The 22,716-nt window shown below is 30.7% G+C and carries 21 protein-coding genes; 6 read left to right on the forward strand and 15 right to left on the reverse strand.

The window, feature by feature from the left end:
• The first annotated feature begins 132 nt into the window (after positions 1 to 132).
• Positions 133 to 816: a DUF4386 family protein gene (locus ACJDT4_RS01040; RefSeq protein ID WP_406785669.1), complete on the forward strand. Its 684-nt coding sequence runs from the start codon at positions 133 to 135 to the stop codon at positions 814 to 816.
• A gap of 110 nt (positions 817 to 926) precedes the next feature.
• On the opposite strand, the gene ACJDT4_RS01045 is transcribed toward ACJDT4_RS01040, so the two are convergent.
• The 4 genes from ACJDT4_RS01045 to ACJDT4_RS01060 all read right to left on the reverse strand — a co-directional run bounded on the left by ACJDT4_RS01045 (position 927) and on the right by ACJDT4_RS01060 (position 7,351).
• A complete protein-coding gene (locus tag ACJDT4_RS01045; RefSeq protein ID WP_406785670.1) occupies positions 927 to 1,904 on the reverse strand; it encodes a substrate-binding domain-containing protein in 978 nt (325 codons plus the stop codon).
• Positions 1,905 to 1,954: 50 nt separating this feature from the next.
• Complete coding sequence (locus tag ACJDT4_RS01050; protein ID WP_406785671.1) at positions 1,955 to 3,940, reverse strand: methyl-accepting chemotaxis protein; 1,986 nt, start codon at positions 3,938 to 3,940, stop codon at positions 1,955 to 1,957.
• Between the two features lie 483 nt (positions 3,941 to 4,423).
• Positions 4,424 to 6,577, reverse strand: a complete 2,154-nt coding sequence (gene speC / locus ACJDT4_RS01055; RefSeq protein ID WP_406785672.1) for an ornithine decarboxylase — start codon at positions 6,575 to 6,577, stop codon at positions 4,424 to 4,426.
• 228 nt (positions 6,578 to 6,805) lie between these two features.
• A complete protein-coding gene (locus tag ACJDT4_RS01060; RefSeq protein ID WP_406785673.1) occupies positions 6,806 to 7,351 on the reverse strand; it encodes a superoxide dismutase family protein in 546 nt (181 codons plus the stop codon).
• A 150-nt stretch (positions 7,352 to 7,501) separates the two neighbouring features.
• Here ACJDT4_RS01060 and ACJDT4_RS01065 point away from each other — a divergent pair, with 150 nt between their 5' ends.
• Positions 7,502 to 7,708, forward strand: a complete 207-nt coding sequence (locus tag ACJDT4_RS01065; RefSeq protein ID WP_406785674.1) for an alpha/beta-type small acid-soluble spore protein — start codon at positions 7,502 to 7,504, stop codon at positions 7,706 to 7,708.
• Between the two features lie 461 nt (positions 7,709 to 8,169).
• Here the strand turns inward: ACJDT4_RS01065 and ACJDT4_RS01070 are convergent, their stop codons facing one another.
• From ACJDT4_RS01070 to ACJDT4_RS01110, 9 genes are all read right to left on the reverse strand, one after another.
• Entirely contained in the window at positions 8,170 to 8,547 is a 378-nt protein-coding gene (locus tag ACJDT4_RS01070; protein ID WP_406785675.1) for a four-helix bundle copper-binding protein, read from the reverse strand.
• 179 nt (positions 8,548 to 8,726) lie between these two features.
• Positions 8,727 to 9,371: an ABC-2 transporter permease gene (locus ACJDT4_RS01075; protein WP_406785676.1), complete on the reverse strand. Its 645-nt coding sequence runs from the start codon at positions 9,369 to 9,371 to the stop codon at positions 8,727 to 8,729.
• On the reverse strand, positions 9,361 to 10,227 hold the full coding sequence (locus tag ACJDT4_RS01080) for an ABC transporter ATP-binding protein (RefSeq protein WP_406785677.1): 867 nt from the start codon (positions 10,225 to 10,227) through the stop codon (positions 9,361 to 9,363). The genes ACJDT4_RS01075 and ACJDT4_RS01080 overlap by 11 nt, the downstream gene beginning before the upstream one ends.
• 2 nt (positions 10,228 to 10,229) lie before the next feature.
• On the reverse strand, positions 10,230 to 10,604 hold the full coding sequence (locus tag ACJDT4_RS01085; protein WP_406785678.1) for a GntR family transcriptional regulator: 375 nt from the start codon (positions 10,602 to 10,604) through the stop codon (positions 10,230 to 10,232).
• Positions 10,605 to 10,750: 146 nt separating this feature from the next.
• Positions 10,751 to 10,918, reverse strand: coding sequence for a hypothetical protein (locus ACJDT4_RS01090; protein WP_406785679.1), 168 nt, complete (start codon positions 10,916 to 10,918; stop codon positions 10,751 to 10,753).
• Positions 10,909 to 12,870 carry an ABC transporter permease gene (locus ACJDT4_RS01095; protein WP_406785680.1) on the reverse strand — a complete coding sequence of 654 codons (1,962 nt, stop codon included), beginning with the start codon at positions 12,868 to 12,870 and terminating at the stop codon, positions 10,909 to 10,911. Before ACJDT4_RS01095 ends, ACJDT4_RS01090 begins: the two co-directional genes overlap by 10 nt.
• Positions 12,857 to 13,624 (reverse strand): ABC transporter ATP-binding protein, encoded by a 768-nt coding sequence (locus ACJDT4_RS01100; RefSeq protein ID WP_406785681.1) that lies wholly within the window; start codon positions 13,622 to 13,624, stop codon positions 12,857 to 12,859. The genes ACJDT4_RS01095 and ACJDT4_RS01100 overlap by 14 nt, the downstream gene beginning before the upstream one ends.
• Positions 13,625 to 13,760: 136 nt before the next feature.
• The gene (locus ACJDT4_RS01105; protein ID WP_406785682.1) at positions 13,761 to 14,822 is read right to left on the reverse strand and encodes a sensor histidine kinase; all 1,062 of its coding nucleotides are present in this window, start codon (positions 14,820 to 14,822) and stop codon (positions 13,761 to 13,763) included.
• A gap of 286 nt (positions 14,823 to 15,108) precedes the next feature.
• Positions 15,109 to 15,804: a response regulator gene (locus tag ACJDT4_RS01110; protein WP_406785683.1), complete on the reverse strand. Its 696-nt coding sequence runs from the start codon at positions 15,802 to 15,804 to the stop codon at positions 15,109 to 15,111.
• A 93-nt stretch (positions 15,805 to 15,897) separates the two neighbouring features.
• Between ACJDT4_RS01110 and ACJDT4_RS01115 the strand changes: the two genes are divergently transcribed.
• Positions 15,898 to 16,314: a YgaP-like transmembrane domain gene (locus ACJDT4_RS01115; RefSeq protein WP_406785684.1), complete on the forward strand. Its 417-nt coding sequence runs from the start codon at positions 15,898 to 15,900 to the stop codon at positions 16,312 to 16,314.
• Between the two features lie 216 nt (positions 16,315 to 16,530).
• Here ACJDT4_RS01115 and ACJDT4_RS01120 read toward each other — a convergent pair whose 3' ends face one another.
• A complete protein-coding gene (locus ACJDT4_RS01120; RefSeq protein ID WP_406785685.1) occupies positions 16,531 to 17,022 on the reverse strand; it encodes a hypothetical protein in 492 nt (163 codons plus the stop codon).
• 215 nt (positions 17,023 to 17,237) lie between these two features.
• Here ACJDT4_RS01120 and ACJDT4_RS01125 point away from each other — a divergent pair, with 215 nt between their 5' ends.
• The 3 genes from ACJDT4_RS01125 (at position 17,238) to ACJDT4_RS01135 (ending at position 22,043) form a co-directional block, all read left to right on the forward strand.
• Positions 17,238 to 17,798 (forward strand): TetR/AcrR family transcriptional regulator C-terminal domain-containing protein, encoded by a 561-nt coding sequence (locus ACJDT4_RS01125; protein ID WP_406785686.1) that lies wholly within the window; start codon positions 17,238 to 17,240, stop codon positions 17,796 to 17,798.
• A gap of 129 nt (positions 17,799 to 17,927) precedes the next feature.
• Positions 17,928 to 19,622, forward strand: coding sequence for an oleate hydratase (locus ACJDT4_RS01130; RefSeq protein WP_406785687.1), 1,695 nt, complete (start codon positions 17,928 to 17,930; stop codon positions 19,620 to 19,622).
• A 381-nt stretch (positions 19,623 to 20,003) separates the two neighbouring features.
• Positions 20,004 to 22,043, forward strand: coding sequence for a glycosyltransferase family 39 protein (locus ACJDT4_RS01135; protein WP_406785688.1), 2,040 nt, complete (start codon positions 20,004 to 20,006; stop codon positions 22,041 to 22,043).
• Between the two features lie 160 nt (positions 22,044 to 22,203).
• On the opposite strand, the gene ACJDT4_RS01140 is transcribed toward ACJDT4_RS01135, so the two are convergent.
• A complete protein-coding gene (locus ACJDT4_RS01140; RefSeq protein WP_406785689.1) occupies positions 22,204 to 22,689 on the reverse strand; it encodes a GyrI-like domain-containing protein in 486 nt (161 codons plus the stop codon).
• Between the last annotated feature and the right edge of the window lie 27 nt (positions 22,690 to 22,716).

The raw sequence follows: 22,716 nt of genomic DNA on the forward strand, positions 1-22,716 counted from the left end.
GCGAGTTATTGAAATATCTTAGCATTTTATGATTTTTAAACCTTAGATTTATAGAATTTCTTTAACGCGATAAAGCATTGTTACTTCACGGATTATGTTTTAGCTACTAAACTATTTTGAGGAGGATTTATTATGAATTTAATTACATTTTACAAATTATCAGGTATTTTTATTATTTTAGTTGGAATAGGTTTTGCCATAAGCAACATAGGCATTGCAAAACTTTTTAATTATCCAAGCATTCTTAGAGAACCAGTAGATTCAATTCTCAATAAATATCAAAGCTGCGGAAAGCCATTAAAGTTTTTTTGGATGCTCTTTGTCTTGAGTTCCTTAATGCTTATCCCTACATCTACAATTTTCTATAAAATTTTAAATACAAATAAAACACCATATTTAATTATTGGAACTTCTTTTGGCATTACAGCCGGCATTTTCTATTGCTTAGGTCTTATGCGATGGGTTTTTTTAGCTGATACTTTATCAAAAGCATATATAAGAGAAAATACTGATTCAAAAACTAAAGATACTATTGCTCTTATTTTTAACTCATTTCACGTTTATACAGGGAATTCAATTGGTGAAACAATGGGATTTTTATGCATGGGACTTTGGATATCTATTTTAGGCATTTCCATAATTTCCAACTCAATATTTCCTTCAGTAATAGGTATAATTTTTATTATTTCAGGTATCGGTGTAGCCTCTGGACCATTAGAGTGGATAGGTTTTAAATATGTGAATAAAATCAATAAGATATCAATTAAAATATGGGCAGTTTCTCTTTTAGTTTGTGGAATTATATTAGTAAAATAAAAAAAAGTGCAAAGTAACAGCATTTTAAGATGTTAAATGAAAATTATAAATCATCTCTTCAATACTGTTACTTCGCTAATCTTGAAAGACAATGAAGCGTTGTTACTTTACTAATTCATATATTTATCCACATTGTTCTTATCTACCTTTTCAAATGGCACCCATATATACTTACCATCACTAGTTAAATTTTGCAAGCCAGATAAAGTATCTCCTGAGCCTAACTTTACAGCTGCTTTAACTGCACTTATGCTTTGACCTTTTGCAGACTGATAAACTGTAAGTTTCATGCTACCATCTTTAATAGCATTAAGTGCATCACTTAGAGCATCAATTCCTAAGACAGGTATTGCCTGATTATTAATTTTATTTTCCTTAAGCGACTCTATTACTCCAAGTGCCATAGAGTCATTATTAGCAAGTACGCAATCAAATTTTTTCCCAGTAGACAAAAATATATTAAACATTTCTTTTGCTTTTTCTCTACTCCAATCCGCATGATCTTCAAAAACGTACTCTGCTTTTATCCCTCTTTCACGCAAAGTATCCTTTATTGCCTCTGTACGTTCTCTAGCAGTGGGACCTTTTTCCCCCTCAAATAAAACAATCTTAATATCGTTTTTATCTTTAAAGTAATTACTAATATACTCAGCTTGATACTTACCAGCTACCTTCTCATTTGAAGCTACATATATATATTTGTTTCTTTCTAATACACTATCATCTGGCATAGTATTTATAAATACTATTGGAATTCCTTTAGAAGCTCTTTCAAGTTCTAAGGATGTATTTGGATCTACTGGAGCACATATTATAACATTATACCTGTCCGAAGCGGCTTCTTTCATATGGGATACTTGTGCCTCTACAGAGTCAGCTGCATCCATAACTGTTAGTTTTATATTTTGACTTTCCGCATAACTTTTTGCATTATCTATCATCAATTTACGGTAGTCATCAGATCCATCTGATATTGATAGTAAAACTTTCACTTTATTACTTGAAGATGTTGTACTATTTGAACTACATCCTGAAAAAATAGTAAAAACCGTAATTATAATTAATAATATAGATATTTTCTTCCTCATCAATTTATCCTCCTTGAAAACTTTACTTGTAAAATACAATGTAAAATTATCTATAACTTAAATATTTGGATCTGCTTATCAAGTTCATCAGATGTATTTGACAGCTTTTCTGCATCATTAGATATCTTTTGGCTGTCTTCCATAATATTATTTGCTTGATTAACCATAACTTCTGAAGTTGCTGAAATTTCTTCTGCACTTGCAGCCTGTTCTTCTGATATAGCCGCTACTGATGCTGCAACATCATCTAAATGTCCTATTTTTTCAATCATATTTTGAATTAACTTATTTGTTTCATTAACCATTTCAAAAATATTATTAAAAGTATCTGCAGTACCACTTATCAAGTAACTACTTTCCGTAATACTATTTGCACTTTCATGTGATTGTTTTACAGTATCTGAAACCAGCTTATTTATTTCATTTATAAGATTTGAAATATCTTTAACTGACTTAGAACTTGTATTTGCCAGCTTGCCAATTTCCGAAGCTACAACTGCAAAGCCTTTTCCAGCTTCTCCGGCTCTCGCTGCTTCTATAGATGCATTTAACGATAAAAGATTAGTTTGCTCAGCAATATCTCCAATTATATTGATAATGTTAGCAATCTCAACTGAAGATTTTCCTACTTTATTTATAGCTTGTTCAAGAGATGTTACGGATTGTCTTATATTTTCCATAGCTGTATTTACCTTTTCCGCATCTTTTTTACCTTTTTCAGAAACACTAATAGTACTCTGTATCTTGTCGTCTACAATATCACTATCACTTCTCGTATCAGCAACAACATTGGCTAGTTTTGTTGTATTTTCTGCAACCTCATTAACTGATGTTACCAATTGTTCTACTGTATCATTTAAGTTTTCCATAGATTGAGATTGAAGTTTGGAGGAATCATAAAGTTCCTTCGAAATTATTGTACTTTCATTAGCTTGTCCGTTTAATTTGTTTGAAGCTCCTTCAATATTGCTTATCATATTACGCATCACATCTATAAACTTTTTTACACACTTAAGCATAACAGCAATTTCGTCGTTTCCCTTTACCTTTACATCAACTGTAAAATCGCCATCTGTCATTGATACAATCGCATCCGTAAGTTTTCTTATTGGTTTAATAACTATTTGCACTACTCTTTCTACAAAAATAGCTAATATTATAATAGATATAATAGCTACTATAATCATAAAATTACGAAGTCTTGAAACATCTGAAAGAATTGATTTAGTTGGAACATAAGATACGAGAATCCAATCTGTCCCTTGTACTTGATTAAATGAAACCATATTTCCTTCAAGTTCACATGAATTATACTGCTTATTATTAAGCTTTACAGCAATATCACTAAGAAACTTATTATCATTCCTTGAGCTAAGTTTAGTTGAAATTAGTGAACTATCTTCGTAAGCTAGTACCGTTTTATCATTTTTATTTACCAAAATACTTTCCGCATTTTTCATGTCAATAAGCGAATTTACAATTACTGATATTTTATCTAGCGAGACATCCGCAGATATCACCCTTACTTTTCCGGAGTTATCATTTAATATAGCAGAAGCGCTAATTACATTTTTACCTGCTTCATTTTTATAAGGAGTACCAAATGCCATATTAATTCTAGTAAGTCCCTCATTATACCATACCGAATTTAATATATCCTTATCAGTTTTATTCGATTTTTGTGCTTTTAATAATTTTCCACTTCCATCTGCTATGTACAATCCTTCTGGATAATTATCATTATATCCATAATATTTATTTAAAAGCTTTTGCAATTGTGTATCATCTAAACTTGTGTCTTCAATTAGATTTTTTGCAGAATTAAATGATGCTAAATTTTCATCTAACCATGCTTCAATTTGATTAACTTGTTTTTTACTTGAAGTTTCTAGTAAATTGCTTGCTGAATTAGTTATAATTCGCCTACATTCAATATACGAAATGATAATTAATGCTGCCACTGCTATAGCCATCAATGGAATAATAATTCCAAGTAACTTTACTTTAATAGAAATTTTGTACTGTTTTTTATTCATAAAAATTCCCCTCCATTGTTATGCACTTCCCGTCAACATAATAAAATCTATTACTAAAGATAAACTACTATGAAACTTGAAATTTATTTGTACCAAAATACCGTCTTCTAGCATTATGGTGCACATGATTTTCAATAGTTGAAGCGGTCTATCTATAAAAATAAACCCTCCTGAAACTTGAAAGTTATTATATATATTATCGTACTCTTAACAATTTACTATATATTCTCATATATTATTAAATTTCACATTTAGCAAACACATTGCAAGAACTTACGATTTTTCCATCTTAGACTTTATGTATTAAATTAATTTATATATAAACTAGAAACTCATTTCAAGTACAAAATTAACGTATGAATAATCACTTATTGCACTTAATATATAAATTTTCAAAAGCCTTATTTCAACAAAAATAAAATACTGTAAATCATTTTTCTATGTATTTACAGCATTTTATTCAATTAATAAAAATCAACTCTTTTATTTATTCCACACATATCCATAAGCATTAATAATGCCATTTTCTCTTTCTAGATACACTCCTTGAATTTCAGGTGAAAAGCCTGGAAACTTATTTATTCCATCTTTTAATATTAAAAAATATTTTTGTGCAACTTTATTCCATCTCTCACCAGGAGCAACGCAAAATATTCCAGGTGGATATGGCAGTGCACCCTCTAACGCAACTTCTCCCACAATATCCTCTAATAAAACAAGCTTACAGTTATTACGAACTAGTTCCCAATTAGCTTCCTGTGCTGAAATCACCTGCTCCGGAAAGGAAGCTGCTCTAAATAACTTTTGTTGGTACGCCTTTGCATTATTATTTTTATAAAAATCATGCATTTCCTGGCAAAGCATCCTAATAGTATATCCCTTATAACGCTCTGAATTATTGCTATAAAGTCTAGGTAATACCTGCTCTAGTGGCAAATCTTTTTGTACAAGTTCTTCAAATTTAACGAGTTGATCTATCATCTTGTTCATTTTTTCAATACTTTCTGCTGGTGTTAATAAAAATAATATAGAATTTAAATCATTCTTTTCTGGTATAATTTTATTTTCTCTTAAATAACTTGCAAGAATAGTAGCTGGAATTCCAAAATCCTCATATTCCCCGCTTTCAGCATCAATACCAGGCGTCGTAAGCATAAACTTATTTGGGTCTACAAAATACTGATTTTCTCCATATCCCTCAAAAGAATGCCACTTTTCTCCAGGCTTAAACTTAAAAAATTCAATATTATTAGCAATTTCTTCTGTATCGTATTCTTCCCATTTCATTCCATTAACTATTGGTGGAATAAATGGCTTAAATAGCGAGCATTTTTTCAAAACAGATTTTCTTGCTTCTATACCTAGTTTTATACAATCCTCCCAAAGCCTCTTGCCTGCTTCTCCCTCCTGCATTCTAGCATTAACATCTAGAGCTGCAAACAGTGGATAAAATGGACTTGTAGATGCATGAAGCATATAAGAATTATTAAAACGCTTATGATCTACATAACGTTTTTGCCCTCTTATATGACTATCCTTCTTGTGTATTTGAGAGGTTTGTGAAAATCCCGCTTGCTGCTTATGAACAGATTGAGTAACTAAAATACCTGGATCTTCTGGTCCAAGGTTTAATAGTAGAGGTGAACACTCTCTCATCATTGGAATAAACTGCTCATATCCAACCCAGGCTGAATCAAACAAAATATAATCACATAGATGTCCAATTTTATCAACAACATATCTTGCATTATAAATTGTTCCATCATAAGTTCCAAGCTGAATAACTGCTAATCTAAAAGGCCTTTTATTTTTAGCTTTCACAGCATCAACTTTAGCTGCCAAATCCCGTAAATATTCTTGATCAAAGCAGTGTTCATCTATACCTCCAATAAATCCAAATGGATTACGTGCAGTTTCTAAATATACAGGCTTGCCACCTGATTGAACCAGTGCAGAATTATAAACTGATTTATGATTATTTCTATCAAATAATACTAGATCGCCAGGAGCAACTACAGCATTTATAGCCACAGAATTAGATGTGCTTGTTCCGTTCATTACAAAATAAGTCTTATCAGCATTGTATACTTTTGCTGCATGAACTTCAGCCTGCATAGCAGGTCCTTCATGTATTAATAAATCTCCAAGCTCAACATCCGCATTACAAATATCTGAACGAAAAACATTTTCACCGTAAAAATCGTATAAGCATCTTCCTGCTGGATGCTTGCGAAAATATTCTCCTCCCTGATGTCCCGGACAATCAAACTGCAAGTTTTTTTGATTTGCATAATTACTTAACATTTTAAAAAACGTAGGTAATACCATATCCTCATATTTGCTTGCCGCAGCTTCAATATTCAAGCTGTAAGACTTTATGTTAATTTCATTTACCTTTACAGAACTATAAACCTTACTTGTTAGTTCATTGCTAAGCTTATTTATATTTTTCAAAACAACAAAAACTGGTATTTCAAATTTTGTATCATAAACCTTATTAATTAATTCCACATCAGAATCAATTAATACTACTGCAGCTACATCTGTATAATCAGTATCTTGCGCCCAGACCAAAGTTCTGGTAGTTGAAAAATATTTCTTTGCTTCATTGGTGCAAGCAATTTTCAAATACTTCATGGCGATCCTCCTACGTATTTAATATATAAATATACTATATATTGTGCACTGTAAACTAATTTTATATAGTTCACAATTTTGGGATAACTTTAAATTTCTAGGTAGTATATCTATACGCTCTTTTATCTGTTAAATTAAACCTTTCCAAGGTCCTATTTTATAATTTTTTAAATCCCTTTGTCAATATATAATTTTTAGTAATCTCTAAGAATTTTATACATTAAATTATTACCTTGCCGCCTGAATAACACCACATGCCAATCTTCTTCCAGAACCACCTGCTGGTTGAGTTTTATAATCATCTGGCCCTTCATGAATTACTACTGTCTTACCTATAATTTGTGGAACTCTAAACTTATTTGTAAAAAATGTCATTCTAGCATATCCATTATTTGAAAATAGAACTGGAAAATCTCCTGCATGATTACCATGAGGCTGATTCGTAGGATTCCAGTGCTCTCCAGCTGCTGTAAATGGCTGTGCATTATTCCCAACTCTACAGCTTCCACCTTGATGTATATGAAAGCCATGAGGTCCAACTTGAGGTCTTCCAGCTGCTCCAGGTCTATATGGAGGAAGTCCATTAACTTCAACTGAAACCTCAGTTCCACCTCTCACATCTGTAAATGTTACAGTACCTCTAATATTGGGTGCTAATGGTCCTCCTACTATATTTGCTACAGCTCTCCTAGGTCTATTATTCATATTCATCTCATTTCTGTATCCGCAGTAACTTTCATCTAAAAAAGGGCATTGATATTGATTAAAATACATAGCTACCTCCAATTTAATATTACATTTTAGTCTATGTAATTTTAAAAAAAATTGTTACAACTCTGATATTTAAGGTGATACAGCTATACATTACCAAGTATACAATTTCAGAAAAGTCTAAAACTAATACTGATATGGAGGTGTTTTTTTATGAGTCATAGACCATTAGTTCCAGGTGCAAGAGGAAAACTCGAAAAATTAAAAGAGGAAACTGCAAATGAAATTGGTATTAGATTTAATGAGGGCTATGGTGGCAATGTAGCCTCAAAATCAAATGGATATGTTGGAGGTCCAGTTGGTGGATTAATGACTAAGAAAATGGTAGAGGATTTTGAAAAAAAATTAGCGAAGAAATAATGCTTCGTCGCATAAAAAAAACTCTATAAATCTAAGGTAGAAAAATCATAAAATACTAAGATATTTCAATAACTCGCTGAGAAAATGCTCAGACAATTGAAATATCTAAGTATTTCATGATTTTTCCACCAAGATTTATTAGAGTTTTTTTTAACTGTTCCTTCAGCATTATTTCTTCGCTCCCACGGTAGTTCAAGGAAAAAATTCCTCCGTACCTACGGAATTTTAGGCGTTAAGCTTTATAGTTAAATAAATTTTGATAATTTACATTGTATTAAACGGACTATAGAAATATAAAGTATCTAACATTTTATCTAAGAATCATATTGTCCATCCAAACCCCGATATATGTATATTCTTTGCATTTTTAGTTCAGCAAAGTAACAACATTGAAGAAATAGTTTAAATAAAATTTTATAAATCTTATTTAATATTTCAAGATGTTGTTGCTTCGCTATTTTTTATTGCATGCTAGTAGACATATTTCTGCATTCAGTTGCACATTGCTTGCAGACATCTGCACAAGTTTTACAATGCTGATCTTGAAACATACTACACTCAGTTGCACATCTGTCACAAATTGTTGCACATACATTACATATTTCTTTTATACTTCCGCTGCCTCTTGACATAAAACAAGATGATGTAGAACATATTTCTGCACAGTCTTGAAGAGTTTTAATACAATTTCTTCTTGCACTTACATCTTGCTCTTGCAAGCACATATCCAAGCATTCTTCGCACACCTGAGCGCATTTTCCGCATGCATCTATACAAGTTTGATGTGGATTTCCTCCTGTTCTGAGTGATCCTGCTGGTATATTCATTGTTGCTGGCATAAACAATTCCTCCCATTAAACTAGATTTTTAATACAAAATTTATTATCTACTTTAAGGTTAGAAATTATTCTGCTGAATTATTGCTTTCTTAATATATTAAATACTATCCTAATTACAACTACCAATACTATAAAAGCTATAAAAAAAATAAAAGTTTCCATTTTTCTTCTCTCCTATATTACAAATCTTTCTTAGAATAAATGTTAATTGATAGTGCCATAGAAATACCAGTAATTATTAAAGTAAGAGCATAAGGTCCTAAATTCTGCACTAGTTTAGGCAATGAAGTAATATACTGAAAGTCAATGGTATTAGATTGCAGCGCCTTTGCTATATAACCTGAAATAAATGGTACTATAAAAATAACCATTACCATTATATTTCTTAATTTCGTAAAACCAAACTTATACAAGGCTGGTATGGTAATATCAAAAAAAGTAGCTACAATTAAAAGAGAAATTCCAATCTGAGAAATATTTATCTTAATTGCATTAGCAGGTACTACAAACTCTGCAATTGCATAGCTAATACAGCTACAAATAAAAATTATAAAAACCAATAAATACTTTGCCTCTACTAAGGCTTTTCGTGTATAGGGAGTTGTACAGAGTAATATGGAACCTTTATACTTATCTTCTAACTGCCATATCATAGTATTTAATGTATATTCAAGCACAATTATAGTAACATAGAATCCCAAAATTCCAACACTATTTCCTGAGCGTATATTAAGAAAAATTGGTGCTCCACCTGCAAAAATAATAAAAAGCAACAAATATTTCTTTACTAATAAAAAATCCTTTTTAATAAGACTAAGCAGCATTATTATCCCCTCCTATATATGCAAGCATAATATCTTCAATAGTTGGTCTTTCTATTATTACATTTTTTATTTGCTTACGAACAGCTTCTTTGTTATTTGTAATTCCTTCAAAATTGTAATTAGTTTCATGAAGCTTTAAAAATAATTTTCTTGTATTTTCATTAAGCATGTCTTTACTGCCCTTAACTAATCCATGAGTGTCCATTATTATGTCCTTTTCTTCATTCAATACAATCCTACCGTTATCAATTAAAATTAATATATCCGCTACTTTATCCAAATCAGATGTAATATGTGTAGAAAAAAATACGCTTTTGCCATCTTCCTTCATAAATTCTAAAAGTATGTCCATTAGCTCACTTCTTACTAATGGATCAAGTCCACTTGTTGGTTCATCCATAATAAGCAAATCCGCATGATGTGCTAGTGCCAAAGCAATACTATATTTCATTCTCATACCCTTCGATAATGTAGATATTTTCTGTTTAAGTGGCAGTTTAAAACGTGCTATATATTTTTTAAATACTGCTTCATCCCAATTTGAATAGGCAGGAGCAACGATATTTTTCATCTCCATAAGCGTCATATCATCATAAAAATATCCATCATCTAAAACAACCCCTATGCGATTTTTAAGTTCTCGTTCATTTGCTTCAATTTCCTTTCCAAATAATTTAATACTTCCTGCATCCTTTATATTAAGTCCAAGAATTGATTTTATTGTCGTGGTTTTTCCCGCACCATTTATACCAATAAATCCTGTTATGCACCCTTCTCTAAGTGAAAAACTAACATCTTTTAAACTAAAATTTTCAAAACTCTTTTTTAATCCATTTACCTCCAAAATATTATTCATTACTAATCCTCCTCAAATAATAAATCCATCATAGAATACAATTCTTTTTTAGAAATTCCAAGTGATTTGGCTGTTTCCCATGCCTCCAAAAGCTTTGTTTCCACCATACGCCTCTTTGATTCCCTCAAAAGTTCAAGATTTTCTGGTGCTACAAATGATCCTTTTCCTGCTTTTGTTATAACAAAGCCTTCCGACTCAAGTTCATCATATACTCTTCTAGTTGTAAGAACGCTAACATGTAAATCATTCGCTAGTGCTCTAATGGATGGAAGTGCTTCTCCATCTTCTAATTCGCCACTAATTATTGCATTTTTAATTTGTTCTTTTATCTGCTCATACAAAGGTTTATCTGATACATTTGAAATAATAATATTCATTTGATTTTCTCTCCATCTTCGATACTGTTAATGTATGTAATACACAGCATATACACAATACACATTATATATAAACACTATAACCTTGTCAACATTTTCTTGATACAAAAAATAAAATTCCAAAAGGCATTAAACCTTCTGGAATTTTATTTTTTTGCAATTATTTCAAACAAACTTTCTTTATATTCATCTGGTGCATTTAAAATAAGTACTGGATTTTGATTAGTTAATCCTATTTTTTTAAAATAGCATTCATAAAACCTTCCTCCTAAAATTCTAAAAACATTTTTTCCACCAGTAACATCTATTGCCAACTATTTATCTGTTTAACATACATTGCTTTTGCAAAACTAAAATAAATTATTTGAAGTAACAAATAGATCCCTACAATAATCATTAAATATAAGCTGAGGCTGGCTTGTAACATATTACTGAGAGCTGCTATTGCAAAACTTGTGTGACTAACGCCTATAACAAAAGGCAAGAAAAAAATTATAAGGCACTGAAAACTCACTATTTTTTTCACTTCAGTTCCAGATATGCCTATCTTCTTCAAGGATATGAATTCTTGCCTATCCTTTTGAATTTCATTAAACAGCTTAAAATAAAGTATACTGCCTGTTGCTATAAAAAATAATATTGCAATAAAAGTTCCTATAAAGAAGAAGATCGACATACCTTTCATATTACTAGAAAATGATATTACCCTTTCTGTAAACTGAGCTTTCATTTCTTTTGGTATCTCATTTTTTAGCTCACTAACAGCTTTTTCTGCTTTCATCCAATTTTTTATATTGTAACTATAATAAACGCTAAATTCTTCACCTGAAATTTTACTCTTAAGCAAACCAAATTCTTTGTCGTTAACTACAATTGTGTTAGTATTTATTTCATCTGCATTAATTACAGTACCTGCTGCTTCTTCAATTATATTATATTTAAGACTTTTATCATCAACCTTTAGCTCCAAATGCTCATTATCCTCTGAAGTTTTAACACTTTTATTTCCTTCAAAGCTATGAGAATATATAATTGCTTCTCCTTTTTTAAGTGAAAAGACTGGCTTTTTTTGCTGTTTTGCTAAAGAATTATAATCAGCATTAGACATAATATAAAATTGGTCTTTACTGTCACCATTGTTATACTTAAAAGCTTTATTTTTAAAAGGTGATGTACTAGTTCCATTTATAAGTATAACTTTATTTTTATATTCTATCTCGTTCCCGTATTTGTCAAAAACTTTTTCAGCCTTTTTAGGCATTATTACCTTATGAGTATTTATCCCCCTCTCAATAAAACTTACGTCATGTGGAGAATTTAAAATCGTATCATTTTCAATAGCTTTCTGAAATGAATACACACTAGCAGATGAAGTCAAAGTCACAGCTGAAAGTATTGACACAGCAAAAAGTATCTTTGCATTATCACTTAATTTATAAATCATTTGAGAAAGCGCTACCATATTAAGTCCTTTGTAAAAGAAATTCTTGTTATTTTGAAGCTTATTTGTAAAATATACACTAAACTGTGAATAAAGTAGGTAAGTTCCCCAAACCGTTAACCCTAAAATAGGAAACATAGTGAACACTATAGCCTGATATGAAAATGCTGCCATTAAATACCCAGCTACAATAAGAACTATAGACAAAATTGCTTTCTTTTTTGAGAACTCTGGTACTGGTTTTGCAATTCTTGCTCCTTTTAAAAGCTGTATTATGTTATTATTCTTAATTTTATGGCTCACTATAAAGCCCATTCCTTGAAATAAAACTAAGAAACAAGCAATAGTTAAAGCTAAAGCCTTAAATGATATTGTTAGTGTAAGTTCTGAATCCAAGGCTAAAATTGCTGAAACTGCCATAAAAAATAATTTAGAAAATAAAATTCCAAGTAATAATCCTGTTAAAATTGAAAGTAAAGAAACAATAAGATTTTCAAGCATTACATATTTTCTTATTTCGCTTTTTGTAAATCCAAACATAGATAAAAGTCCAAATTCCTTTTCCCTGGATTTTAAAAAGCTTGAAATAGAATAATTAGTAAAAACAAGGGTGAATACAACTATTACAAATTCACATAAAAGCATTATGTTTGACATAATTGCTCCCATTTGACCCATGGTCTTTACATTCTTTATATTAGGACTATATATAAAATTTGCAAATATAAAGAATACCATTACCACAAAAGCATTGCTTAAATAATACATTATGAATTTATTTAAATTTCCTTTTATGTTTTTTAAAATAATACTACGCAAGGTCATTGTTTTTTCCTCCTATAAGAGTAAGTGCATCCATAATTTCCTTAAAGAAAGCTTGGCGATTTCCACCTCTTACAATTTCCAAAAAGTACTTTCCGTCCTTAATCATTATAATTCGTTTACAAAAACTTGCTGAAAATGGATCATGAGTAACCATCATAATTGTAGCTTCATTTTCACGATTTAGCTTTTCCAGCGACTCCATAACATCTTCCGCAGCTTTTGAATCAAGATTTCCTGTTGGCTCATCCGCAAGTATCAAACTTGGATTGTGAATTAACGCCCTCGCACAGGCTGCTCTCTGCTGCTGACCTCCTGAAGTTTCATATGGCCTTTTTTCTAAAATCTTCTCTATATTTAGTATCTCTGCAATACTTTGAACCCGTTTTTCTATTTCACTAACTTTCATCTTATCCATTACAAGTGGAAGTATTATATTTTCTTTTATTGAAAGTGAGTCAAGTAAATTAAAATCTTGAAATATAAACCCCAATTCATTTCTTCTAAATAAAGCAGCTTTCTTATCATCAAGATTTGATATATTAGTCCCATTTATAAAAATTTCTCCTGAAGATGGAGTATCTATTGTTGCAAGAATATTTAAAAGAGTACTCTTTCCACTTCCCGAAGGTCCCATAACCCCTACGAATTCTCCTTTTTCAACATTTATATTAAACTTATCAAGAGCTTTTACTTTTAATCCGCCTCTTTTATCTCCATAAACTTTAGTTATATTTTCTGCTTTTAATACTGACATTTACAATTCCTCCAAACTTTATATTACATACACACTAAATTCATTGTTAACTGTGAATTGTGCTCTGATTTACCTCTATTATAAAAAAAATAGAGAAACCAATGTATCGATTTCCCTTTCAAACACAAATTTAATCTTACAATGTTGAAAGATTAAATATACTTTTATTCTTATAAAACTCAATAGAAAAAACAGCACCCTTTCCTTCTTCCGATTTTACATTGATGCCATGACCTAATTTATCACATATTCTTTTTGCAAGATACATTCCCATCCCCGTAGATTCATCTGTTTTTCTTCCATTCTTACCAGTAAAAAAGGCATTAAATACTCTTGTTAAATCCTCTTTTGGTATTCCTATACCTTCATCTTTTATAGACAATATAATTTTTGAAGCTTCTTCTACAATATCAAAAGTAATATGCTTATTTTCCCCTGCCTTAGCTCTAGAATACTTTATAGCATTTACTACTATCTGATTTATAGCAAAAGAAATCCACTTTCTATCTGTTTCTACTGCTATATTTTCATTATTAATTATCTTAGGGAAAATATGATTTCTTATTAGAGATTTTTTATTTTCGTTAATAACTTTTCTAACAATATCTATTATATCAAGCTTTTCTACGTTAAAATCACCATTAAACTCATTAAGCCTTGCATTGTACAGCATCATATCAAGGCCATGCTGAAGTTTTTCATTTTCTTCCGCTATGCTTTCGAATAATTTTTTATTTTCTTCATTCACTTCATCTTGAAGTATAAGATTAATAACTGATACAGGTGTTTTCATCTGATGTACCCATTGATTTACAAAATATATGTACTGCTTATGTTCTTCCTCATAATTTACTGTTTTATTATTGCAAATTTTGTATAACTTAATTAGAATCTTTTTAAATGCAGCCTGCTCTTCAGTATTAGGAGTTCCTAAGTTTAATATATAATCTAAATCATCCTCTGAATTTAATATTCTATTTAGCTGGCTTTTAAAGCTTTTACTTTTATAATAATCATATATTAAAAATACTATAAACAAAAATAATGAGATTAAAAAGGCATAAACTACATTGCCTTTTGAAAACTTAACTTTATTTATTATTAAAGACAAATACATTATTAAAATGACTAATGCATTACTAAAAAAATAAACTACCATATAAGACAATTTATCCTTCAAAAAATCCTTTAACTTCACTTGCTCACCCCATATATAGATAAACCGCTTCAACTATTTAAATTCATGTGCACCATAATGCCCAGAAGACGGCATTTTAGTACAAATAAATTTCAAGTTTCAGAGTGGTTTATCTTTAAAGATAGACAACTTAGAATATTAAAATTAGCTGAATTCTGTTTTGGAACATGTTGGTTATATGAACATATATCAGTTGACAATGGACAATTGACAGAGGACAGTGTCTGAGAGAAGCGAAAGATAAATCATCCTTAACTGTCAATTGTCCTCTGTCAACTATCCACTGTTATAAATTCCAGTTATTTATCAGTTTGTATCCCTGTCCTCGTTTAGTTTCAATAGCATTTTTAATTCCTATGTCTTCTAATCTTTTTCTAACCCTCGTCATATTAACAGACAAAGTATTATCATCAACAAAATCCACATCATTCCATAATCCTTCTAATAAGGTTTCTCTAGAAACAATCCTATTTATATTTTTCAAAAGTAAGTATATTATCTGAAATTCCTTATTGCTAAGTTCCAAACTTTTGTTTTTATATTCTATGGTATTTTGATCTATATGTAAAAATAATCCACTTACCTCAAATATATCACTACTTCCACTTTCAGCATAACTTCCATAAACTCTCCTTATAACTCCCTTTATTTTTGCAAGAAGAACATCATAAGAAAATGGTTTTGTTATATAGTCATCACCACCGTTTTCGATTGCCATAACCTGATCCATATCAGAATCCCTCGCAGATATAAATATTATAGGAACATTTGAAATTGTTCTTATATCCCTACACCAATAAAAACCATCAAATACGGGTAAATTTATATCCATAAGAATAATGCTTGGATTGCTTTTTACAAATTCTCCTTTTACATTAGAAAAATCACCTACAGTATATGTTTTATATCCATACTTCTCAAGATGATTTTTTATAAGGCTCGTTATCTTTTTATCATCTTCAATTATCATTACACTGTACATACATTATTCCCCTTTAGTTCATAATACTTTTATTGTATCACACTTCATTTATATGGATAAACTAATTTAAACACAAATTATAGGAGGGATTTTATGACGCTAAATATTCCAGCCACCACTAAAAGAGTAGAACTGCATACTAGTAAATGTACTAACCAAAGAATTAGAAAAGAAACTCTAGATAATATCTCAAGCTATACTAATAAATCAAATGAAGAAATTCTAGCTAGAATAAATGAGTTAAATAAAGAATGGGATATTGAAAGATTACTTGAAACCAATGCAGCAGCTGTTGTAATTTTAGGCACTGTACTTGGATTTACGGTAAATAAAAAATGGTTTGTCATTTCTGGAATAGCAGGAGGTTTTCTATTACAGCATGCCATCAAAGGTTGGTGTCCACCAGTACCTATTCTTAGGCGGTTAGGTGTTAGAACTTCTTCAGAAATAAATTATGAAAAAGAAGCCTTAAAGGAAATGCGAAGGAACAATGCTGAAGGAACAGTTTAAAAAACTCTAATAAATCTTGGTAAAAAAATCATAAAATATCTTAGAATTTTATGATTTTTTTACCTTAGATTTATAGAATTTTTTTAATGTGACAAAGCATTGTTCCTTCGCTCCCACAGTAAGTACAAGAAAAAAATTCCTCCGTACCTACGGAATTTTAGGTGTGAATCTTTATAACCAATTAAATTTTTATAATATATTAATATTGATTTTTATTTAGCTCCAAAAATCCATGTGAGATATATCTACCTTTTCTTTTGCATTTACGCTTATATCAAATTTACCACTTGCTTTTTCACCAGCAATTCTAATTGTATATTCCCCATCTCTAGGTGTAGTAAATTCTATGTTTCCTTTATCACTTGTTTCATTCTTTTTTGCCACAATATTATACTTAGAATCTAAAACTACAAGATAGAACCTTCCAGCTCCAATCTTTGTATTATCACTAATATTTATTTTATTTCCTTTACTAGATGTAAACTTCATAAAAGACCATCTGCCATCAAACTTTTTAAAGTCAAATTTTTTAATATTTCCGCTATCTTCACCATTTCCATCATACACTTCAAAGCTTTTTTGACTTTCACCATTACCTGATAAATATGCATTTGAATCAATATTAGATAAATGATATTTATATATTAAAATTCCTACAGCCATAACAATTATTATGCATCCCAAAATCAACTTTCTTATATTTTTCACTTCTTACACCCTCATTTCTAAAACATACTCAAATACTATTATACATTATTTGCAAGCAGCAATCCATTATTGAAACTCTACAATTTATTTACATTAATTCATTACAACTTGATATACCAGCAAATTGTATGGCATAATTAAAATAATTAGTTAAATTTTAAAATAATGCTCACAATTTATGTGCTTTAAGCACCAGGAAAGGTGTGATTAATTTTATGTCTGCATCACTTGTTACTAAAAATGCATTGGCTAGTTCCCTAAAATCACTTATGCAAAAATATCCCATAAATAAAATATCAGTAAAAATGGTCACTGATAAATGTGGTGTTACTAGACATACCTTTTACAACCATTTTCATGATGTTTATGAATTACTCGCATGGATATTTGAAAATGAGGTCATTGATGAACTTGATGAATATTGCAGTTTATCTAACTGGAAAAAAGGAATTTTTATTGTTCTTAAATATACCTTAGACAATAAAATCATTTGTTCTAATACTTGCAACTCATTAGGCCGTGAGCATCTTGAAATGTTTTTAACAAATACCTTTAACAAAGTATTATCTGGTGTCATATCAGATATAACTAAAGACATGAAGGTAGATGAAAAAATCAAAAATGAAGTTAGTGAATTTTTCTCATATGCTATATCAGGTGAATTTTTGCACTGGATTAATAGCGGCTTAAAAGAAAAAGAAGAAGATATTGCTGACAGAATTGAAATAATGTTAGATGGAACCATCCTTAGAATAATGAAAGCTAATAGCAAATAATTTACACACTTTATTGAATTTGTGCAATTTTTTCACAGATTCTTTTTTTGTTCATTGAATATCATTCCCGAAAAAATTAATATAGAGATAACAAACACATATGCTTAGTTTAGAAAGGAAGAGATATTTATGAATAATTATCAAAGAATCAATCCAATCGCACCTAAGAATATTGAAAAGAGAAATGCATACCTACTTGGAGGTGGAATAGGTTCCCTAGCTGCTGCTGCCTTTTTAATAAGAGATGCTCATATGCCTGGTAAAAACATTCATATACTTGAACAACTCGATGTTGTTGGAGGCTCAATGGATGGAGCTGGCACAGCAGAAAAAGGCTACACAGCAAGGGGCGGCAGAGAAATAGAAGAACATTTTGAATGCTTTATGGAGCTTTATAGTTTTATCCCATCTTTAAAGGATAAGAATAGAAGTGTATTAGATGAATTCCGCGAACTTAATATAGAAGAACCAATTGAATCTCACTGCAGATTAGTAGAAAATCAAGGAGAAAAAGCTGATTTTTCAAGTCTTGGACTATCAACTGCCAATGCTATGGAACTTGCAAAACTTCATATGGCAACAGAAGAAGCACTTGGAGCAACAACAATAGGACAATTTTTCTCTCCTAGCTTCTTTAAGACAAACTTCTGGTATTTCTGGGCAACAATGTTTGCTTTTGAAAAGTGGCACAGTGTAGTTGAAGTTAAGCGTTATATGGAAAGATTCATGCACTTAATCGGCGGTATGAATAAATTAAAAGGAATACTTCACACTGAATATAATCAATACGATTCTTTAATTCTTCCTGTTATTGTATGGCTAAAGGATCATGAAGTAAACTTTGACAGTGGCTGCAAGGTTACAGACATTGATTTTGATTTTTCTAATAATGAAAAAATAGCTACTAAAATTTGCTATACTAAGGCTGGTAAAGATGAAGTTATAAGTGTAAATAAAGACGATTTAGTGTTATTTACAAATGGTTCTATGACAGAAAACACAACTAGAGGTGATCTTGATCATCCTGCTATTATAAATAGATCAGAAGATAAAGGCTGCTTTAGCGTATGGGAAAAGCTTGCTAAAAAATCACCAGACTTTGGTCACCCAGAAAAATTCTGCAGTGATATTGATAAATCAAAATGGATGTCCTTTACTGTAACTTTAAAAGATGATGATATTGTGTTCCCTTATCTTTATAAACTTACAGGAGATAAACCTGGAATGGGCGGACTTGTTACAATAAAAGATTCAAGCTGGTTTATGAGCTGGGTTGTTCCAAAACATCCTCACTTTGCTAATCAACCTGACAACGTAAAAGTTCTTTGGGCATATGCTTTGAACTTAGATACACCAGGCGATTATGTAAAAAAGACTTTTTCAGATTGTACAGGTCGTGAGATGTTTGAAGAACTTCTTTATCATATGGGCTTAAAAGATAGAATTCCTGAAATTCTTTCACATACAGTAAATGCAATACCTAGCATGATGCCTTATATTACTTCACAATTTATGCCTCGTATACCAGGAGATAGACCAGATGTAATTCCAAAAGGAAGCAAAAACTTTGGTTTCCTTGGACAATATGCAGAGGTTCCTCATGATTGCGTATTCACTGTAGAATACTCAGTAAGAAGTGCAATGATGGCTGTATATGGACTAATGGGCTTAGAAAAGGAAGTAGATCAAGTATATCCAAGCCAATATGATATTCGTGTACTGACAAATGCAGCAAAAACTTGCCTTGGTATTGATAAGCTTCCATTAGAAAATATACCATTAGGTGCACTACTCAAGAACACAGAATTAAAAAATTTATTATAATTATATAACTAAACACTCTAAAATTTTAAAATGGCTAATACTAAGTTTATCCTGTTAAACCGGATGAATTTGGTATTAGCCATTTAATCTTTAAATTTGTCCATCTTTACATATTTTAAACATGCCTACAGCGATTTCTTATCAAGTCCTATTGATTTTGCAGCTCCTCCAAAAAACCACAATCTATAACCTAAAAAATTAACTATCGTACTATTAATAATATAGATGCTTCGTTATGTGGTATTTTTATGAAAGTATGTAATTATGTATATCATTTTATATAAATTTTATATATTTTTTATAAAATGAACATGAAACCTACACCTTAATAATGTAATATTTTAATATAAAAATTTAATTGTTAATTTAGGAGGCTAATGTATGAATGGAAGGTTAAATATAAAAAAAGAGAAATTTTGCATTTCATTAATACTAATACTATCTGTTATATTAAATTTTGCAAATTTAGGTATTGAGGGTTATGCAAATACATTTTATTCTGCCGGTGTAAAAAGTATGCTTATGAACTTTAAAAATTTCTTTTTTGCTTCCTTTGATCCTGCTGGTTTTGTCACTATTGATAAACCTCCTGTAGGCTTTTGGCTTCAAGCTATATCAGCAAAAATATTTGGATTTAGTGGATGGAGCGTAATCTTACCACAAGCTCTCGCAGGAGTAATTTCAGTTGCAATCATATATCATATTGTAAAAAAATCTTTTGGAATTAAAGCTGGCTTAATTGCTGCATTATGCCTTGCAGTAACACCAATATCCGTAGCCGCAGCCAGAAATAATACAATTGACAATATGCTTGTAATGTTCTTACTACTTGCATGCTGGGCTGGTCTTATAGCTGCTGAAAAAGGGAAACTTGGTTACCTTATATTAAGTTTAGTCCTGGTAGGCATAGGTTTTAATATAAAAATGGTAGAAGCATACATGGTAGCTCCTGCTATTTATATAACCTATCTTCTTGCATCTACTATGAAGTTAAAAAAGAGAATACGGGATCTTATTTTAGGAACTGTTATACTTTTAGTAGTATCACTATCTTGGGCTGTAGTTGCAGACTTGATACCCGCAAGCAGTAGACCTTATATAGGCAGTAGTACTAACAATTCAGTTATGCAGCTTATTATAGGTCATAATGGTTTAGAACGAATTGGGCTCGGTGGCAAACATGGTTCTAAAGGAGCTAAAAATTCTAATGGTAATTTTCAAGGAAGATCCTTTAACAATAGTAAGTTCAAAAATAGTACTCAAATGCAGATAGGATCAAATAAACTCAAAAATAACTTTAATTCAGAAAATAAAAATAAGCGTTCTAAAAACGGTATGCAAAACTTTATGGAAAACAACTCAAATACCGGTATTATTAGACTATTTAGTAAAGGCAACATGTCAGATCAAATATCTTGGCTTTTACTCTTTGCTATAATTGGATTTGCTGCTGCAGCAGTGCAGGAAAAGCTTAAAGCACCTTTTGATACAAGACGAAAACTGTCATTAATATTATGGGTTACCTGGTTAATACCTGAGTTCATATATTTTAGTTTTTCCAAAAATGTAACACATACTTATTATTTAACAACAATGGCACCTTCCATTGCTGCCCTATCCGGAATTGGATTTTCCGCCATGTGGCAATTTTTCAAACAAAAAGGAGCAAAAGCATGGTTTTTACCAATTTCGCTTATAGCTAATGGATGTATTGAAATACTCATTTTATCTTATAATTCCAATAGTTCAAGTGGCTATAAAATTTTAATTTTAATAACAGCTATTTTATGTATACTAGCCTCAATGGTATTGTGCATAATAAATTCAACTAGAAATACTAATAAAAACTTAGCTAAATCACTAACCAGTATTGCTTTAATAGGAATTTTGGCAGCTCCTACAGTTTGGTCCTTTACTCCAATGTTTTATCAGATGAATGGAAGCAGCCCGTCAGCTGGATTAGAACTTGCACACAATAACCGTAATTCAAAATCCAATGTTAGTAATGATTCAAAACTTATAAAATTTCTAGAAAGCAATAGAAAAAATGAAAAATATCTTGTTATGGTTCCTTCTGCTTCCTCTTACGGATCTAATTTAATACTTGAAAGTGGTGAACCTGTAATGGCACTCGGAGGCTTTAGCGGCTCTGATCCAATACTTACTTTAGATAAATTCAAAAAATTAGTTAGTGATGGTGAGCTAAGATATGCCTTAATAAGTACAGGTAACAGCAGAGGCTTCGGAAATTTTAGTAGAAATAGCTCAAATAGCGGTATTATGAATTGGATTAAGCAAAATGGAAAGGCTGTACCTACTAGCGAATGGAAGAACTCAAATGCTTTAAGCATTCAAGATAAAAGTCAAAGATTCGGCGGTCAAAATAATTCTATGCAATTATATGATTTGAAAAATTCCTAATAAATCTTGGTTCAAAAATTGTAAAATACTTAGATATTTCAATTGTATGAGCATTCTTTCAGCGACTTACTCTCACTTCTTGGTATTTTATGATTTTTGAACCTTAGATTTATATAACTATTTAAGAAAATACTTTTATTTAGTTCAAGAATCACATGGGCTAAACCGCCAAAACCCCCATCGGTTTATGCGACGAAGCATTGTTACTTCGCAGTGCAATATAAATATCAACTTCTCCATTTTCTGCATCACCATTTAAGTACTCCTCAAAATCACCAGTATAACTTCTATCCAAATCCATCTTCCAAATTTCACTCCAAGCCTCGCCAACTATTTGTGGCAGTGGTCCATGCATAGAAAACTTAGCATATTTTCCTGCAGGAATAATTTTAAGAGTAAGCTCATTGTTCTCTAATTTTGAAACCTCGCTGCCAACAGTAACACGATACTTATCATCTAAATAGTCAGAATAAAGTCCAATGGAATGCTTATTAACTTTATTTTTAATTGCGTTATGTATTCCATCCTGATATAACTTTTGCCAAAGCTCATCAATAATTTCACCCATTTTCGGATCAGAATTGCTAGTAATTGCACTGACACCTACAATTATTTTTTCATCTAAATTTACAATTTCATAATTCATTTTATAGCCTCCAAACATTTTACACAG

The organism is Clostridium neuense, assembly GCF_045310695.1.
Classification (GTDB): domain Bacteria; phylum Bacillota; class Clostridia; order Clostridiales; family Clostridiaceae; genus Clostridium_S; species Clostridium_S neuense.

Excerpts from the sequence above, each read along its gene's own strand:
- speC (WP_406785672.1), bottom strand. The coding sequence starts at position 6,577 with ATGAAGTATTTGAAAATTGCTTGCACCAATGAAGCAAAGAAATATTTT.
- ACJDT4_RS01080 (WP_406785677.1), bottom strand. The coding sequence starts at position 10,227 with ATGAATAATATTTTGGAGGTAAATGGATTAAAAAAGAGTTTTGAAAAT.
- ACJDT4_RS01115 (WP_406785684.1), top strand. The coding sequence starts at position 15,898 with ATGACGCTAAATATTCCAGCCACCACTAAAAGAGTAGAACTGCATACT.
- ACJDT4_RS01125 (WP_406785686.1), top strand. The coding sequence starts at position 17,238 with ATGTCTGCATCACTTGTTACTAAAAATGCATTGGCTAGTTCCCTAAAA.
- ACJDT4_RS01100 (WP_406785681.1), bottom strand. The coding sequence starts at position 13,624 with ATGTCAGTATTAAAAGCAGAAAATATAACTAAAGTTTATGGAGATAAA.
- ACJDT4_RS01045 (WP_406785670.1), bottom strand. The coding sequence starts at position 1,904 with ATGAGGAAGAAAATATCTATATTATTAATTATAATTACGGTTTTTACT.
- ACJDT4_RS01070 (WP_406785675.1), bottom strand. The coding sequence starts at position 8,547 with ATGCCAGCAACAATGAATATACCAGCAGGATCACTCAGAACAGGAGGA.
- ACJDT4_RS01130 (WP_406785687.1), top strand. The coding sequence starts at position 17,928 with ATGAATAATTATCAAAGAATCAATCCAATCGCACCTAAGAATATTGAA.
- ACJDT4_RS01135 (WP_406785688.1), top strand. The coding sequence starts at position 20,004 with ATGAATGGAAGGTTAAATATAAAAAAAGAGAAATTTTGCATTTCATTA.
- ACJDT4_RS01110 (WP_406785683.1), bottom strand. The coding sequence starts at position 15,804 with ATGTACAGTGTAATGATAATTGAAGATGATAAAAAGATAACGAGCCTT.
- ACJDT4_RS01140 (WP_406785689.1), bottom strand. The coding sequence starts at position 22,689 with ATGAATTATGAAATTGTAAATTTAGATGAAAAAATAATTGTAGGTGTC.
- ACJDT4_RS01065 (WP_406785674.1), top strand. The coding sequence starts at position 7,502 with ATGAGTCATAGACCATTAGTTCCAGGTGCAAGAGGAAAACTCGAAAAA.
- ACJDT4_RS01085 (WP_406785678.1), bottom strand. The coding sequence starts at position 10,604 with ATGAATATTATTATTTCAAATGTATCAGATAAACCTTTGTATGAGCAG.
- ACJDT4_RS01060 (WP_406785673.1), bottom strand. The coding sequence starts at position 7,351 with ATGTATTTTAATCAATATCAATGCCCTTTTTTAGATGAAAGTTACTGC.
- ACJDT4_RS01075 (WP_406785676.1), bottom strand. The coding sequence starts at position 9,371 with ATGCTGCTTAGTCTTATTAAAAAGGATTTTTTATTAGTAAAGAAATAT.
- ACJDT4_RS01040 (WP_406785669.1), top strand. The coding sequence starts at position 133 with ATGAATTTAATTACATTTTACAAATTATCAGGTATTTTTATTATTTTA.
- ACJDT4_RS01050 (WP_406785671.1), bottom strand. The coding sequence starts at position 3,940 with ATGAATAAAAAACAGTACAAAATTTCTATTAAAGTAAAGTTACTTGGA.
- ACJDT4_RS01095 (WP_406785680.1), bottom strand. The coding sequence starts at position 12,870 with ATGACCTTGCGTAGTATTATTTTAAAAAACATAAAAGGAAATTTAAAT.